A 16,770-nucleotide genomic window follows, 5' to 3' on the forward strand; every position below is an offset into this window, starting at 1 on the left:
ATTGTGACCATGAGCTTACTTGCCTCGCTGCGCGACTGGTTAACAGCGCAACATCTTGATGCGATGCTGCTGTCATCGCGGCAGAACAAACAGCCACATATGGGGATCTCCAGCAGTTCAGGGTTTGTGTTTATCAGCCACGAAAGTGCGCACATCCTGGTCGATGCCCGTTACTACACCGATGTCGCCACGTGTACTCAGGGCTATCAGATCCATCTACTCGATGGAACACAGACGCTGTATTCGCAGGTTAATCACATCATTGCGAACGAAAAGCTGCAGACGGTGGGATTCGAAGGTGAGCAGGTAAGCTGGGAAACGGCAAACGCGTGGTCGGGCAAACTGTGCGCCCGATTAGTGAGCGCCGTGCCGGACGTACTCCGGCAGGTGAAAACGGCGCAGGAGTTAGCTTGCATCCGCGGAGCCTGCCGAATCGCCGACCTTAGCGCTGAACATATACGCCGCTTTATTCAACCTGGTCTCAGCGAGCGCGAAATTGCCGCCGAACTGGAGTGGTATATGCGTACGCTCGGCGCAGATAAAGCCTCTTTTGACACCATTGTCGCCAGCGGCTGGCGCGGTGCTCTGCCACACGGCAAAGCCAGCGATAAACGTGTTGAGGCGGGTGAGTTCATTACGCTGGATTTTGGCGCACAGTATCAGGGCTATTGTTCGGATATGACGCGAACCTTTCGCATCCCCGACGCCAACCTGCCAGCGGAAGAAAGCGCGCTGTTTGCCGTGTATCAGATTGTCCTGGCGGCGCAGCGTGCCGCGGTGGCGGCAATTCGACCAGGCGCGCGTTGCAATGAGGTAGATGCCGCAGCCAGGCGGGTTATTACGCAGGCGGGCTATGGCGACGCGTTTGGCCACAATACCGGACACGCTATTGGCATTGAGGTGCATGAAAACCCACGTTTTTCCCCTAATGACACAACGACTCTGGCGGCTGGCATGCTACTCACCGTTGAGCCGGGTATTTATCTGCCGGGGCAGGGAGGAGTACGTATTGAGGATGTGGTGCTGGTTACGCCAGATGGCGGAGAGGTGCTCTACACCATGGCGAAAACATTGTTACACACGGGAGAGGCGTAATGGACTTATCGCTACTGAAAGCGCTGAGCGAGGCGGATGCGATCGCTTCTTCAGAACAAGAAGTGCGTCAGATCCTGCTTGAAGAGGCGGATCGTTTGCATAAAGAGGTGCGCTTTGATGGCCTGGGGTCGGTGCTGATCCGTCTGAATGAATCAACCGGTCCGAAGGTGATGATCTGCGCGCATATGGATGAAGTGGGATTTATCGTGCGCAGCATTTCCAGCGAAGGAGCTATCGATGTATTGCCGGTGGGAAATGTGCGTATGGCGGCCAGACAATTGCAGCCGGTGCGGATTACCACCCGTGAAGAGAGCAAAATTCCCGGTCTGCTTGATGGAGAGCGCAGCGGTAATGAGGTCAGTGCCCTGCGGGTAGACATTGGCGCGCGATCTTACGACGAAGTACTTCAGGCCGGTGTACGCCCTGGCGATCGTGTCACCTTTGATACAACTTTTCAGGTTTTGCCGCACCAGCAAGTTATGGGCAAAGCCTTTGATGACCGACTTGGATGTTATTTGCTGGTGGCGCTACTGCGCGAATGGCATGACTCAACTCCCCCTTGTGAGGTCTGGCTGGTGGCCAGTTCCAGTGAAGAAGTAGGACTGCGCGGAGGACAAACAGCAGCACGTGCAGTCGCACCGGATGTGGCAATCGTGCTGGATACCGCCTGTTGGGCCAAAAACTTTGATTATGGTGCGGCCAACCATCGGCAGACTGGTAAAGGCCCAATGCTGGTGTTAAGCGATAAATCGCTGATTGCACCACCAAAGCTGACGGCGTGGGTTGAAAGCGTGGCCGCAGATGTGGGGATTTCCTTGCAGCTCGACATGTTCAGTAACGGCGGCACCGACGGTGGCGCTGTGCACGTAAGCGGCACGGGGATCCCAACGTTTGTCATGGGGCCCGCCACACGGCATGGGCACTGCGCGGCATCGATTGCAGACTGTCGTGACATCATTCAGACCCAGCAGTTGTTGTCGGCTCTTATTTCACATCTTACGTGCGAAACCGTGGCTCATCTGACGGATTTCAGGTGCTGATTTCGCGCTAATCAGGAGTTGTTATGCTAACGATTCAATTTCTTTGCCCATTACCCAATGGTCTGCATGCGCGTCCGGCGTGGGAGCTGAAAGAGCAGTGCAGCCAGTGGCAAAGTGAGGTGATATTTATTAACCATCGCCAGAATGCGAGGGCGGATGCGAAAAGCTCGTTGGCGCTGATTGGCACCGGGACGCTGTTTAACGACAGCTGTAGCTTAACCATCACCGGTCACGATGAAGAACAGGCTCGGCGAGTGCTGGAGGAGTATCTCCAGCACCGGTTTATTGACAGCGATAGCGTTCAACCGACTCCGGAGGAACTGGCGGCGCATCCGTTGCCGCGTTCGCTGATTCGCCTCAATCCAGACCTTCTTTATGGCACCATGCTGGCAGGGGGCGTGGGGGCAGGTACGCTCACGCTTTGGCAGAGCGATAATCTGGAAAGCTATCGCGCCATTGCAGCGAGTGCGGAAGACAACACCCGGCTGGAACACAGTCTGGCGACGCTTGCCGAACAGCTCAATCAACAGCTGCGCGAGCGTGACGGCGAGAGTAAAACCATCCTCAGCGCGCATCTGTCTCTGATTCAGGACGACGAGTTTGCCGGGAATATTCGCCGCTTAATGCTGGAGCAGCATCTGGGGCTAGGGGCCGCAATCGTCGCCAATATGGAACAGGTGTGCGATAAGCTGTCGGCCTCCGGTAGCGATTATCTGCGCGAGCGTGTCAGCGACATCCGTGATATCAGCGAACAGCTGCTGCACATCACCTGGCCTGAAAGACGTCCGCGCAATGCGCTGGTGCTGAATAAGTCGACGATTCTGGTCGCTGAGGATTTGACGCCCAGCCAGTTTTTAAGCCTCGATTTGCAGCATCTGTCTGGCATGATCCTGGAGAAAACAGGGCGTACCTCGCATACCCTGATTCTCGCTCGCGCATCCGCTATTCCGGTGCTTAGCGGCTTGCCGCTGGAGGCTATTAGCCGCTATGCCGGGCAGCCTGCGGTAGTGGATGCCCGTTGTGGAGTACTGGCCATCAATCCGGACGATGCGGTTCGCGGCTATTACGCGATTGCGCAGAAGCTGGCCGATGAATGCCAGCGGCGGCAGGCGCTTGATGCCGCCCAGCCCGCGTTGACCAAAGATAATCAGCGTATTGATGTTGCGGCGAATATCGGCACCGCGCTCGAAGCGCCGGGTGCATTTGCCAATGGTGCGGAAGGGATTGGGCTGTTTCGTACTGAAATGCTGTTTATGGACCGCGACAGCGCTCCTGACGAGCAGGAACAGTTTGAAGCCTACCAGCAGGTTTTATTGGCCGCAGGCGACAAGCCGGTTATCTTTCGCACCATGGATATCGGTGGTGATAAGAATATCCGCTATCTCAATATTCCGCAGGAAGATAATCCGTTTCTCGGCTACCGTGCGGTGCGTATTTATCCGGAGTTTGCCGGACTGTTTCGTACCCAACTGCGTGCCATCCTACGCGCGGCGACCTTCGGTAACGCACAGCTGATGATCCCGATGGTGCACAGCCTTGACCAGATTTTGTGGGTAAAAAGCGAACTGCAAAAAGCGCTGGTGGCGCTGAAAGCAGACGGTTTACGTCATGCCCCGACAATCTCATTGGGGATTATGGTTGAAGTCCCTTCGGTGTGTTACATCATCGACCATTTCTGCGATGAGGTGGATTTCTTCAGTATTGGTTCAAATGACATGACCCAGTACTTGTACGCCGTCGATCGCAATAATCCACGCGTTTCGCCGCTGTACAACCCGATTACGCCGTCGTTCCTGCGTATGTTGCAGCAGATTGTTCACGTGGCGCACGAACGTGGTAAATGGGTGGGTATTTGCGGAGAACTGGGTGGCGAAGGACGCTATTTACCGTTGCTGCTGGGTTTAGGACTCGATGAGCTAAGTATGAGCAGTCCACGCATTCCGGCGGTAAAAAGTCAGCTTCGTCAACTGAACAGCCAGGCATGCCGCGAACTCGCTATGCAGGCCTGCGAGTGCCGTAGCGCTCAGGAGATTGAAGATCTGCTGAATCAGTTTGCACCGCAAAAAGATGTGCGTCCGCTGCTGGCGCTGGAGAATATCTTTGTTGGTGAATCTCTGAGCAACAAAGAGCAGGTGATCCAGTTTCTGTGCGGTAATCTTGGGGTAAACGGACGTACTGAACATCCGTTTGAGCTGGAAGAGGATGTCTGGCAGCGCGAAGAGATAGTTACCACCGCCGTCGGTTTTGGGGTGGCAATTCCGCACACGAAATCCCAGTGGATCCGCCATTCCAGCATCAGTATTGCCCGGCTTACTCAGCCCGTTGACTGGCAGTCTGAGATGGGCGAGGTGGAACTGGTGATCATGCTGACGCTGGGTGCCGATGAAGGCATTAACCACGTGAAGGTCTTCTCGCAGCTGGCGCGTAAGCTGGTGAACAAGCAGTTCCGCCAGTCGTTGTTTGCCGCTGAAGATGCCGAGAGCATTCTGGCGCTGCTGGAGGCGGAACTGACATTTTAAGCTTCACTGATAGAACGCTATCCAGCCTGCTACGTTGTGGTTGCAGGCTGGGTAAACGCTACCGGAAAGTGAAATCATCAATGCGGCGTGTTGTGCCCCGGCAGTTTCCCGGCTCTTAACAGTTTCATCTCTTGCTTGCAGAGCAGAACCACCGCCTGACGACCTTTAACTCGGCGGGAGGTGAGGGCTCTTTTCACGGTCTGACGATCCGCACCTGATTCCAGCATTTGAAAACACATCAGGGAGAGTGCACGTCTGTTTTTCATCGCATATTCACTTTATCGAGTAAGCCAGTAGGATTTGGCTAAAGGTCGCTATTTTACAACGAAGCAAACGGATATGACTAACAGCGTTGGTGTTGTCTCACTTAACGCGCCGACTGAAAGCGTGCGCCGTACTCTCCGGGCGTAAGGCCAAACTGACGTCGGAACAGGCGGCAGAAATAATCACTGTCCTGATATCCACACCGTTGTGCGACTTCGCTAATCGACAGATGGTATTTCTGTAAGATGATGCGTGCCTTCGCCATTCTGACCCACCGCAGATACTCGACGAACCCCATGGTACCGTGCTGGGCAAACACTTTTGACAGGTGATTGGGGGTGATATTAAAAAAAAGCGCCACGCTTTCCCGGGTCAGCGGTTGAGCATAGTTATCCTGTACCCAATTACACATACTGTGATAGAGAAATTCAGCGCGCGGACGCTCTGCGTCAGGTCGGGTATTGACCACACTACGACACAGATGCAGCAGGCTAAGCACCAGCGGCTGAATAATATCCTGGGCCTGAGGAGAGCGGCTTAAATGGGTTAATGCGGTGAGCATCGCCTCGCCTTCGCCACGTTGCGGATGCGGTAGCTCAATACGGCGAACTGGACGTAACAGCGATGCGGTTCGGTTATCGTAAAAAGAGAGTCCCAGCCATGCCGGGGAAAACACCAGGCTTAGTAGCATCACGGGTTTATCGCTGCCGGGCAGATTCGCCGCTTTCGCCGGGATAAACAGCATGTCGCCTTCCGCCAGACTATGCTGCTGTTTTTCCAGCCGGTTGCTGTATTCCCCACGTAGCACGATATCGAGGCGCGGGAGGTCAATACATAAACTACCGGTCGGTAGCGTGGTGGGCTGGGTTGCGAACCACACGCGCCCCAGGCGCTGAGGGTTTAACACCAGGCCGCTGAACAGATCGGCGAAAAACTGTTGGTCTGCGGGTAGGCCTGGCTCTTTCATCGTTCTTTCTCTGCGCTATAAGTGCATTAACTGTCTGAACTCTTTCACTTTACTCCGACTAACCGGGATTTCAAATTCCAGATCCTTTAAACGCAGAATATAAGTGTTGTTAAACCAGGGTTCGATCTCGCGGATTTTATTCAGATTTACGCAGAACGAGCGGTGGCAGCGGAAGAAATGCGAAGCCGGCAGTTTGCTGCAAAATTCGCTGATGTTCATCGGCATGACGTATGATTCTCGTCGCGTATAGACGAACGTCATCTTTTCATGCGCTTCAGCGTAGTAGATGTCGTTGATTGGGGTCACGATGATCCGCTCATCTTTGATCAGGTTGATCGTATCGTTTTCGCGGGCCACTGGACTTACAGGGGACGTTCCCGTTTGCTGTTGCTGCCAGGCGGCTTCCAGCTTTTGCAGCATGCTGACAATGCGTGATTCCTGGTATGGCTTCAGAATGTAGTCAAAAGCTTCCAGTTCGAAGGCTTCAACGGCGTGCTCTTTCCACGCGGTAATAAACACAATAAAGGGTTTATGCGCGAACTGGCTGATATTTTGTGCCAGCAATACGCCGTCCAGCGAGGGAATATTGATATCCAGAAAAATGGCGTCAACGCGGTTGTGTTGGAGGTATTTCAGCACGTCCAGACCATCGTCAAACGTGCCGACAATCTCCATCTGGCTATGCTCTTTTATCAGCCAGCTCAGTTCCTGTTGGGCCAGGAATTCATCTTCAACAATGATGACTTTCACGACTTCACTCCTGGTTAAAGCAATAATGTGGCCGGTGCGGCAGCGGGCGAGTGCTGATTAGGCACATAAAAGGCAATCTCAGTGCCTGGCTCCAGACGGCGGATATGTAATCCCTCACCGTAGAGCAGCTTAACGCGATGGTGCACATTCAACAGACCAATTTTATTGCCCGGCATTTCATTGGATTCGACCCGCTCAATCACTTTTGGATCGATACCATGACCCGTATCCCGCACGGCAATCCGTACCCGGTTACCGCACTCAGCAACGCTGATAGTGACCACGCCTTTTCCTTTGCAGGGCTGGATCCCATGGACAATTGCGTTTTCTACCAACGGCTGAATCAACAAGCTGGGGATAAAACAGCTTACCTCTTCGTCGATATCATAAATAACGGTCAGCTTGTCGCCAAAGCGGGCCTGTTCGATGGTGATGTAATCCTTGATTTGATACAGCTCTTTCTTGATGTCGATCTGCTCATCGTCTTTTAATTCAATATTATAGCGAAGATAGCGCGATAAATTAAAAATGAGCTGACGTGCGGTGTCCGGGTTAAGCCGCACCGACGATGAAATCGCGTTCAGGGCATTAAACAGAAAATGGGGATTTATTTTGCTTTGCAGCGCGCGTAGCTCTGCCTTATTTGCCATTTCTCGTAGTTGCTCTGCGCGGGAGACTTCAAGCTGGGTGGAGATGATTTGCGACAGACCGATCGCCATTTCCTGTAACGAGGAAGTGATTTGATGAGCGTGACAGTAGTAGATCTTCAGCGTGCCGGTCACGACGCCTTTCTCCCAAAGCGGGATCACCAGCATGGAGTGAATTTCCGGGGTGCGATGCGCTTCATCATTGTTTTTTATGATAATTTTACCGTGATTTATGGCTTCCTGCGTGGTGGGGCTGACGAAGTCATCGTTATCGCGGTAGTTGATCTCTCCAACGCCAACATAGGCTAGAACGTGCTGAGTATTGGTGATGGCAACCGCGTCAGCGTGGATATCGTGGCGAATAATTTCGCACACCTGACGTAACGACTCGCTGTTGACCTGACGAAAGAGCGGCAGCGTTTTGTTGGCGATATCCAGCGCCAGCTTGGCCTGTTTTGCAGCGCTGGCTTCTTTCTCACCTTCAACGCTTTGTACCAGCATCACGATAAAACCAATACAGACGCTGCCGAGGATCATCGGGATACCGATTTTTGAGACAATATCCAGCCCCAGTTCGGTGGTGGGTGCCCAGGCGACGACGAGGATCATGGTCAGTGATTCGCACAGCATTCCGCCTAAAATACCCGCGCGCCAGTGCTGCGCTTTGGGGATCTTTCGGTTGATCCACCCGGCAATGCAGCCAGCCAGAATGCTGGTAATAAAGCAGGGTAGGGCAGTTACGCCGCCAATATCGATCAGGTAACGGTGGGTGCCTGCGATCAGCCCTGTAATAATGCCAACCCATGGACCGAACAGGATCCCTCCTGACATGACCGCGATAATACGCACATTGACCAGAGAACCTTCTACCGGTACGCCTGACCAGGTACTGAACAGGGCAAACATGGAGAAAATCGCGGTAACGGCGAGCAGCTCTTTTGGGGAGTGGGCTGACTTGTGCAACAGTTCGCGAAACAGGCGGATACGAATCAGGAAAAACAGACAGAACAGCATCAGTGCTGCCCGGTCAAATACCGCCAGCAGCATATTGAATATTTCGTGCACGGGTGACTCTTGCGCAAGGGTTAAACCACTATGATAGGTAACCTGAGGCAGGATGACCAGCACCCCCGCAGTTCAGAGCTAATGGGGAAAAACCATAATATTAAAAGGGGATTGTTGCATGATTGTTGTATTTACAATACCTGTCCTGTGAGTGCTGCGTTCAAGGTAATGTATTTAACAACAAAATGTTAAATGATGGTAATTTTAAGCGAGTTGTGAAAATGAATATTTCCTCATTTTACTCAGCTGTTCCTCTTTTTCGTCAGGAAAAAATATTTTGTGTTGCCTCTCGACAGAAGGAAATTATTCAGGCTATTTTCTAAACGTGCCACCATCGTGGCAGCGTCGCTCGGACGGTCCGGGCGCTAACGTTAATCTGAGGATATTATGGCTGACTCCCGCCCTGAACGTCGCTTTACGCGTATTGATCGCCTTCCCCCGTACGTTTTTAACATCACGGCTGAACTGAAGATGGCTGCGCGTCGGCGCGGCGAAGATATTATCGATTTCAGTATGGGGAACCCGGATGGGGCCACGCCTCCTCACATTGTTGAAAAACTGTGTACCGTGGCGCAGCGCCCGGATACTCACGGTTATTCCACCTCACGCGGCATTCCGCGTTTGCGTCGGGCGATTTCCCGCTGGTACCAGGAACGCTATGACGTTGAGATCGATCCTGAATCCGAAGCCATTGTGACCATCGGTTCCAAAGAGGGGCTGGCGCACCTGATGCTGGCTACGCTCGATCACGGTGATACGGTCCTCGTGCCCAACCCAAGTTATCCCATCCATATCTATGGCGCGGTGATTGCCGGCGCGCAGGTGCGTTCAGTGCCGCTGGTTGAGGGTGTCGACTTCTTTAATGAGCTGGAACGCGCAATACGCGAAAGTTACCCGAAGCCGAAGATGATGATCTTAGGTTTCCCATCCAACCCGACCGCGCAGTGCGTCGAGCTGGAATTCTTTGAGAAAGTGGTGGCCCTGGCTAAGCGCTATGACGTGCTGGTGGTTCACGACCTGGCCTACGCTGATATTGTTTATGACGGCTGGAAAGCGCCATCGATTATGCAGGTACCAGGCGCTCGCGACGTCGCAGTTGAATTTTTCACCCTGTCGAAAAGCTACAACATGGCGGGCTGGCGTATCGGTTTTATGGTGGGCAACAAAACGCTGGTGAACGCGCTGGCGCGAATTAAGAGCTATCACGATTACGGGACGTTTACGCCGTTACAGGTTGCGGCCATCGCCGCGCTGGAAGGCGATCAGCAGTGCGTGCGGGATATCGCTGAGCAATATAAACGTCGTCGTGATGTGCTGGTCAAAGGACTGCATGAAGCAGGCTGGATGGTCGAGATGCCAAAGGCCTCAATGTACGTTTGGGCGAAAATTCCAGAGCAATACGCCGGGATGGGGTCACTTGAGTTTGCCAAGAAGCTGCTGAACGAAGCGAAGGTATGCGTTTCGCCAGGGATTGGGTTTGGTGATTATGGTGATACGCATGTGCGATTTGCGTTGATTGAAAACCGTGACCGTACCCGCCAGGCTATTCGCGGCATCAAGGCGATGTTTCGCGCAGATGGCCTGTTACCGACCAGTGCAAAATCGACTTCTGAAAGTACCGACTGACGAATATTCCCCCAAAATGCAAACAGGAGCCTGATGGCTCCTGTTTTTTGCTGCGTCTTTTAATTTAGATCATCAGGGCGAAAGTACCGGCCCAAACGATGACCATAAAAGAAATGCCCATAAAGAAATATTTCACTTTTCATCTCTCCGCGTACCTGGGGTACGTCTAAATGAACATATGCTTACCTGACAGAGAGCTGATGCACACGCGAACGAAAGGGAGAATACCCCTCATTTGCTTGGCTGCATCACCTCAGAATTCTGAGCTTTAATGCTCCAGACGGCGCTAATGTACGCCTAAAAATGAGACGAGACAAGAGGCATTTTTCTATTTGATTTTAATAACTTACAACTGTCGTGATTCGGCGACAGTTTAATTTCTGCCGGTAATAAATTGCTATTGAGCGACGTAATGTTTACTCGGAGAATTCTTATATCGCCATTATGTTAATGCGGTTAATTTTTCGCGGAATGAGATAATGAAAAGGTTAAAAATGACCAGATTAATGATGTTAGCACTCGTTTTTACGCCATTGACGTCGATGGCGGCCTCACCGTTGGCGTTTAATTTCAGCTGTGCAAGTATTGGTGGGGTGAATAGTGATGGTAAAGGCAATGTTTGGATTGATGGCTCGAAGGCGACGGTGAAGGCCTTCAATGAAAATTACTGGGAGGCTAAAAGCGGGAACAATACGGTTTCTATTTCTCGTAAAGATGACGGAAATCCGGACGTTTCCTGGAGTGGGCCGAATCGAAAGCACGGGGTATGCCTGCCTGAAGATAATATTGACTTTTCTGGGGCCAAAAAATCGACCAGCACGGGACCCTCTTTTTCATGCGCTGCGGTTGCAAAAGGCAGTATCGAAGAGATTATCTGCCAGAGTCCTTCGCTCTCAGAAATGGATTTAGCGTTAAACGGAGCCTACAAGCAGGCGCTGGTTAAATCGAGCAATAACCCGACGCTGAAAGCAGAACAACGCGGCTGGGTGAAAGGGCGTAACGAGTGTTGGAAGGAACAGGATAAATCAGCCTGCATCGCCCGCAACTACAGCGAGCGAATGGCTGAACTGCACAGCAAATGGGGCGTTAAGTAATTCAGCCGCAGAAAAAAAGAAAGGCCTTACGGCCTTTCTTTTTAGATATACAACGAAGCTTCACCCATCGGGCGAGTTTTAAAGCGGCGGTGGATCCAGAGATACTGCTCGGGTGCACGCATGATCTCTTTTTCGATAATTTTGTTCATATAGGCCGCTGCCTGGCTTTCATCTGCCGGGTAACCTTCCATCTCTGGGGTGATGAACAGACGGTAACCGGTGTTATCTGCTTTTCTCACCATGGTTACGGTCAGCATTGCTGCGCCCGATAATCGTGACAGTACGTAGGTACCGTTGGTGGTCGCCACGTCTTTGACTGCGAAGAAGGGGGCGAATGAACTCCCTTTACGACCATAGTCCTGATCGGGGGCAAACCATACGGCCTCGCCTTTTTTCAGGGCACCGACAATACCACGCAGATTATTTCTGCCGATCATCGCCTTGTTGGAGCGCATACGACCGCGGGTTTGGATCCACTCCATCAACTTATTGTTGTGCGGGCGATAGGTTGCCATCATCGGCTGACAAAGTCCCATTACGCGTCCACCCAACTCGAGCGACATAAAGTGTACACCTACAACCATCACGCCACGATTTTGCATCTGAGCGCGCTTCAGGTTGTCCAGTCCTTCTACGTCAAACCATTTACGCACCCGACGGTCCGGCCAGAACCAGGCCATACCTGTTTCAAGCAGCCCCATGCCGAGCGAACGGAAATTCTCATCGACCAGTTTGTCTCTTTCTTCCTGCGACAGATTTGGGAAACAGAGTTCGAGATTTTTACGTGCAATAGATTCACGGCGTTTTAAAAATGGACGAGCCAGCGTTCCTGTACGGGTACCAAGAAAACACAATACGGGATAGGGAAGCTGTACCAGTAACCAGAGCACACCAACACCAAACCATGTGAGCCAGTAGCGCGGATGCAAAAACGCGCGTGAAAATTTACTTTGGGGGAACATAAGCACCTGTTGTTGATACGAAATAGATGTATCGCGAAGATTCTTTGCCTGTCGCTTTACACTCTGCACTGATCGTTAGGCCGCCATGAACGACATTGGTTCCTGTAAAGAGTGTAAAACTGAGTCAGGACAAAACCACGAGGGGGCATGAATGATCGGACGCACAATGTACACCCGAAAATTAATGTCAGCCAGAAATAATTACTCAAGATTCGTAAATGTTTTTAGGGCGATTAAGGGCAAAATTTCGCCTATATATAATTCGTTGTTTTTATGATGCTTAAATAAACGACGGAGAAACAGTGTAATAGTAAGCGGTCGAATGATTTTTGTGAATAAAATGTTGCTCAAATTGCATGCAGATAGGAATTGTCTTAGAATATAAAGTTAAGGGAGTGTAAGGACTTACGTTAAGTTTACGGCAGACAGGAGGTATCGCTATGCTCTATTTCTGGATCTTTCTCATACTGAGCATTCTGTGCGTCAGTTGCTATATCTGGCAGGTTATAGGCGCTGCGGCGTCAATTAGCGCTTTTCTCGGCATGGCCATCCTTACGGCATTAATTTACGTTTTTACTATGCGGCTGACCAATGGTGACGAAATGGTAACTGGATTATTCCTGTTTCTTGCCCCGGCATGTGGTTTGATCATTCGCTTTATGGTCGCAGACGGTAAGCAATAATTTGGAATGTTACGTTTAGCAATAAATTATCACCTTAAGTTATTTATTATTTGTCTGAGTTTATTGAAGTGCCAGCATCGCTGGCACTTTTTTGTGAGACCGAAATGAATTACCGGGCATCCGCCAACTGGAGTGATGCTTCTTCTTGTTGAGCATTTTTTCGCTGTTGTTCAAGTTCCAGCGCACCGCGATGAGAGAGGTAGCAGAACAGGATGCAGCAAACAATACCCCCCATCAGCAGATAGAAGCCGCCGTGCCACCCCATTTTGTCGACCATTACGCCAAACAGACTGGTGCCCAGCGATGCGCCAAAAATGTAGCTCATAAATCCGCGCAGTCCTACTGCAGAACCTACTGCGAAGCTGGGAACGATTTCCATCGTCTGAACAGAAGCGAGGAACTGTGGAACATAGATCAGGCAACCCACAATGGCGGCAAAAATAGTGACCATCAGCAGGGATTCACTTTTCCAGTAGCCGATCAAACAGACGAAAATCAGCGCCATACAAATCATGGCCAGCGGCATGCGACGGCCTTTAAACAGTTTATCGGTAAGCCAGCCCGCCAGTAATGTGGAAGGGATTGCCGCCCATTCAAAAAACAGAAAAGCGATGCTCATTTGCTCTTTCGAGAAATGTTTTTCGGTTAACAGATAAATAGGCAACCAACTAATCATGCCAAAACGCACCATATAGACGAAGACATCTACCAGTGAAACATACCAGGCATTCTTATTACGCAGCACATAGGTGCAGAAAATCTGGAAGGCACTCATATTTTCTGGTGCCTGGACAGCGTGTCGGGAATTTAATACTACTTTTTCTTCCGGCATCATTTGTTCCAGAGCCGGTAAGCCTTCCTGGCGCGGTGAACCTTTCCCCAGCATCAGCACAATAAAAGCAAACAGTACGGCAACACCGGCCGGGACAATATAGCTGGCGCTTTGCCAGTGCTCGCTCCCTAAAATGGCAAAGGCGGCACCAACAATCGGAGCGACAATACCACCGCCAACGTTGTGAGAAATATTCCAGAATGCGCCGACGCGTCCACGTTCTTTACGCGGAAACCAGTTGGCAATGGTAATAAATGAAGGACCAACGCCCATTCCCTGGAACAAGCCATTGAAAACGACCAGAGCGGCAAAAATCCAGAATCCGGTACTGAATCCTAAACCGACGTTTACGATGGCGCACAGAACCAGGCCGCATGCCATAAAGACCTTAGGGCTGGCCTTGTCTGCCAGACTACTCATAATGCCTTTACTGATCCCATAGGCAATAAGCATACAACTGCTGAGTAGACCAATTTGCGTGGCACTGAGATCCAGATGTTCTTTCAGGTACGGTGTTGAGAGCGTGAAGTTATTGCGCACAATATAGTATGCGAGATAGCCAAGAAATACACTGAGTAATGCCTGAATGCGGTATCGGCCATAAGTTTCCTGGACTTTCTCCGCCGGGACTTTATTTGCCGCTGGCCCTGCCTTAAATATGGATAACATATCATCACCTAAATTTATATTGATGTGAATATCAGGATTTTTCGCAGTGAAGAGTGAAATAGACAGCAGAGAAACTCAAGTTGATGAAATGAGTCACTATTGACACAATTTGTGGATTGCGTGGCTGATTTTGACTCTTTTTAAATAATGGATTTTCAATTCTATTCTTTTACGGATGCTTTTATCATCGGCGTGTGCGGATATTAACAAATCCAGACTGCGTTTTCGGGTATTCTTCACCGATGTCGTCACTTTCCGTTTGGTTATTCTACGAATAACCTTATTCTTCCCCCAGTCGGTGATAAACGGGTAAGTTTTGTCTCAATATTATTTTTTGCACATGTTGGTATTTATGAACAGGATCACAAACAGACTTTTGGGCCGGGGGCGTTGTTGGGCGATCTCGCTCTGTTTTATGTCATTGTCGGTGAGTTGCCTGGCGCAGGGTAAAGAGCTGGTAATGGCGACAACCTTTTCACCGGGGGCAACGGCCTGGATTATTCAGCGTTGGCAGACTGAACCGGGGTCGGTGATGATTCGCACGTTAAACCGGACCAGCAGTTCGTTGGAGCAACTGCTGGATACCGCGAATGCGGAAAATGTTGATCTGATTTTGACCTCATCCCCTATGCTGTTGCAGCATCTGCAGGAACATCAGAAGTTGGCGCCCTTCGACAATGCGTTGCCGGAAAGCCAGCGGCTGGTGCCAGACTCTATCCGTTCGACCTCCGTGGCAGTGGCGATATCTGGTTTTGGTCTGTTGATTAATCGTTCTGCGCTGGCGGCACGACATCTGTCGCCTCCTGCCGACTGGGGGGACTTAACGCTGCCCAAATATCAGAACGCGCTGTTGATGAGTAGCCCATCGCGTTCGGATACCAACCATCTGATGGTTGAGTCATTGCTACAGCAAAAAGGGTGGGAAGCGGGGTGGGCGACGCTGCTGGCGAGTGCTGGAAATCTGGTGACGATTTCATCACGCAGTTTTGGCGTAGCCGACAAAATTAAGAGTGGCCTGGGCGTGGCGGGGCCGGTCATTGATAACTATGCCAACCTGTTGCTTAACGATCCTCACCTGGCTTTTACCTATTTTCCACGCTCGGCGGTATCGCCAACCTATGTGGCTGTTCTCAAGAACAGCCAGCACCCCAATGAAGCGCGTCGTTTTATCCGCTATTTGTTAAGCCCGGAGGGACAGCGGATCCTTGCTGATGCGAATACGGGAATCTATGGTCACTCCCGTTTTTGCAACACCGATTTTGACGACAAGTTGGCTTGCTTGAATCTATCCGGCGTCTGAATGGGATTTTATTCCCGCGCCTCGATGAGTTCCGCGCCTGATGAACCTCCAGAAAATATACGGCTTCAATGAGCCTTTCCGTTTTACAGGTTCCTCAACAGGCCGGTGGGCCGTTAGTATCATCAATATCAGTATTCGCAAAACCAGATGAATGATTGTTTAAACTGGTGTATTTCTGCCTTTATGCTTCGTAAGTTTGCTGTCGCGCCGTCAGTGCCCAGGCTATTCTGGCCAGCTTGTTTGCCAGAGCACAGGTGACGACAAAGTTGCTTTTCCGACACAACAACTCCCTGACCCAGTCGGCCAACTTGCCAGACTGGTGTTCCAGTTTTTGTATGAATACCCTGGCACACTGAACCAACAAAGTTCGGATCTTTTTGTTGCCCCGCTTGCTAATCCCTAACAATGTCGTCCGACCTCCCGTGCTGTACTGTCGGGGTACCAGCCCTGTTGCCGCCGCAAAGTCACGGCTGCTGGCGTACTGCTTCCCGTCGCCAATCTCAGTTGAAATAGTACTGGCAGTCAGCGTTCCAACGCAGGGAATACTCAGCAAGCGCTGTCCAACCTCATCTTCGTCCAACTTTCGTTTCAACTGAGATTCCAGATCTTTAATCTGCTCAACAAGATAGTGATAATGCTGTTGTAATTTCAGCAGTAACTGGCTGAGATAAAGAGGCAAACTACTGTCCTCAAGAAGGGTACTCAGTCGACTAATAACGGCAGCACCTCGCGGAACGCTGATACCAAATTCCAGCAGAAAAGCATGCATCTGATTAGTTGTTTTCACCTTATCCTGAACCAGGGATTCACGGACACGATGCAGAGCTCGCATTGCCTGCTGAGATTCGGTTCTGGGCTGCACGAAACGCATAGATGGACGTGATGCTGCTTCACAGATAGCTTCAGCATCAACGAAGTCATTTTTGTTGCTTTTAACGAATGGGCGGACAAATTGCGGTGATATCAGCTTTGGAAAATGCCCTAACTCTGCCAGCTTGCGTGCCATAAAGTGAGAACCGCCACAGGCTTCCATCGCGATGGTTGTTGCCGGGCATGTCGCCAGAAATTCGATTAGCTTTGGTCGGGTGAATTTTTTACGGTAAACGGCCTTCCCACGATGATCCTGACAATGAATATGGAAAGAGTTCTTACCCAGATCGATACCAATAAGCGCAATGTTTTCCATGATGGTTCTCCGAATGAAAGCCTGTCCTCAGCATAGTACCGGGAAGGAGGGAGTGACCATCTCATTAAATA

14 protein-coding genes and 1 pseudogene are annotated in these 16,770 nt (G+C 51.0%); 7 read left to right on the plus strand and 8 right to left on the minus strand.

Annotation, left to right across the window (positions count from 1 at the left end; genetic code table 11):
• Positions 1–9: 9 nt before the first annotated feature.
• The 3 genes from ypdF to ptsP are packed head-to-tail and all read left to right on the plus strand — an operon-like array spanning position 10 to position 4,654.
• On the plus strand, positions 10–1,095 hold the full coding sequence (gene ypdF, locus OGY37_RS10330; protein ID WP_286620745.1) for an aminopeptidase: 1,086 nt from the start codon (positions 10–12) through the stop codon (positions 1,093–1,095).
• Positions 1,095–2,135 carry an aminopeptidase gene (ypdE, locus tag OGY37_RS10335; protein WP_286620747.1) on the plus strand — a complete coding sequence of 347 codons (1,041 nt, stop codon included), beginning with the start codon at positions 1,095–1,097 and terminating at the stop codon, positions 2,133–2,135. The genes ypdF and ypdE overlap by 1 nt, the downstream gene beginning before the upstream one ends.
• A 23-nt stretch (positions 2,136–2,158) precedes the next feature.
• Complete coding sequence (ptsP, locus tag OGY37_RS10340) at positions 2,159–4,654, plus strand: phosphoenolpyruvate--protein phosphotransferase (RefSeq protein WP_286620748.1); 2,496 nt, start codon at positions 2,159–2,161, stop codon at positions 4,652–4,654.
• 77 nt (positions 4,655–4,731) lie between these two features.
• Here the strand turns inward: ptsP and OGY37_RS10345 are convergent, their stop codons facing one another.
• The 4 genes from OGY37_RS10345 to OGY37_RS10360 all read right to left on the minus strand — a co-directional run bounded on the left by OGY37_RS10345 (position 4,732) and on the right by OGY37_RS10360 (position 8,347).
• Positions 4,732–4,920, minus strand: a complete 189-nt coding sequence (locus OGY37_RS10345) for a hypothetical protein (RefSeq protein ID WP_032934510.1) — start codon at positions 4,918–4,920, stop codon at positions 4,732–4,734.
• A gap of 101 nt (positions 4,921–5,021) precedes the next feature.
• Positions 5,022–5,885: an AraC family transcriptional regulator gene (locus OGY37_RS10350; RefSeq protein WP_003834867.1), complete on the minus strand. Its 864-nt coding sequence runs from the start codon at positions 5,883–5,885 to the stop codon at positions 5,022–5,024.
• A gap of 15 nt (positions 5,886–5,900) precedes the next feature.
• Complete coding sequence (locus OGY37_RS10355; protein WP_003834866.1) at positions 5,901–6,635, minus strand: LytR/AlgR family response regulator transcription factor; 735 nt, start codon at positions 6,633–6,635, stop codon at positions 5,901–5,903.
• Positions 6,636–6,649: 14 nt separating this feature from the next.
• Positions 6,650–8,347: a sensor histidine kinase gene (locus tag OGY37_RS10360; RefSeq protein WP_136392189.1), complete on the minus strand. Its 1,698-nt coding sequence runs from the start codon at positions 8,345–8,347 to the stop codon at positions 6,650–6,652.
• A gap of 387 nt (positions 8,348–8,734) precedes the next feature.
• Between OGY37_RS10360 and alaC the strand changes: the two genes are divergently transcribed.
• Positions 8,735–9,973 carry an alanine transaminase gene (gene alaC, locus OGY37_RS10365; RefSeq protein ID WP_008785386.1) on the plus strand — a complete coding sequence of 413 codons (1,239 nt, stop codon included), beginning with the start codon at positions 8,735–8,737 and terminating at the stop codon, positions 9,971–9,973.
• A gap of 64 nt (positions 9,974–10,037) precedes the next feature.
• Here the strand turns inward: alaC and ypdK are convergent, their stop codons facing one another.
• Positions 10,038–10,109 (minus strand): membrane protein YpdK, encoded by a 72-nt coding sequence (gene ypdK / locus OGY37_RS10370; RefSeq protein WP_010723117.1) that lies wholly within the window; start codon positions 10,107–10,109, stop codon positions 10,038–10,040.
• A gap of 343 nt (positions 10,110–10,452) precedes the next feature.
• Between ypdK and OGY37_RS10375 the strand changes: the two genes are divergently transcribed.
• Complete coding sequence (locus tag OGY37_RS10375; protein ID WP_063942030.1) at positions 10,453–11,067, plus strand: lysozyme inhibitor LprI family protein; 615 nt, start codon at positions 10,453–10,455, stop codon at positions 11,065–11,067.
• 41 nt (positions 11,068–11,108) lie between these two features.
• Here the strand turns inward: OGY37_RS10375 and lpxP are convergent, their stop codons facing one another.
• Positions 11,109–12,029 carry a kdo(2)-lipid IV(A) palmitoleoyltransferase gene (gene lpxP, locus OGY37_RS10380; protein WP_149385262.1) on the minus strand — a complete coding sequence of 307 codons (921 nt, stop codon included), beginning with the start codon at positions 12,027–12,029 and terminating at the stop codon, positions 11,109–11,111.
• Between the two features lie 440 nt (positions 12,030–12,469).
• On the opposite strand from lpxP, the gene OGY37_RS10385 reads away from it, so the two are divergent.
• Positions 12,470–12,712, plus strand: a complete 243-nt coding sequence (locus OGY37_RS10385; RefSeq protein ID WP_003834857.1) for a DUF2545 family protein — start codon at positions 12,470–12,472, stop codon at positions 12,710–12,712.
• A gap of 109 nt (positions 12,713–12,821) precedes the next feature.
• Here OGY37_RS10385 and pgtP read toward each other — a convergent pair whose 3' ends face one another.
• On the minus strand, positions 12,822–14,213 hold the full coding sequence (gene pgtP / locus OGY37_RS10390) for a phosphoglycerate transporter PgtP (RefSeq protein ID WP_079939112.1): 1,392 nt from the start codon (positions 14,211–14,213) through the stop codon (positions 12,822–12,824).
• 415 nt (positions 14,214–14,628) lie between these two features.
• Between pgtP and pgtC the strand changes: the two are divergent.
• Positions 14,629–15,444, plus strand: a pseudogene (pgtC, locus tag OGY37_RS10395) (phosphoglycerate transport regulator PgtC); the annotation flags it as partial.
• A 250-nt stretch (positions 15,445–15,694) separates the two neighbouring features.
• Here pgtC and OGY37_RS10400 read toward each other — a convergent pair.
• Entirely contained in the window at positions 15,695–16,699 is a 1,005-nt protein-coding gene (locus OGY37_RS10400; RefSeq protein ID WP_000427614.1) for an IS110-like element IS5075 family transposase, read from the minus strand.
• Positions 16,700–16,770 lie beyond the last annotated feature (71 nt).

This window comes from Citrobacter sp. Cpo030, assembly GCF_030333005.1.
GTDB lineage: Bacteria > Pseudomonadota > Gammaproteobacteria > Enterobacterales > Enterobacteriaceae > Citrobacter > Citrobacter portucalensis.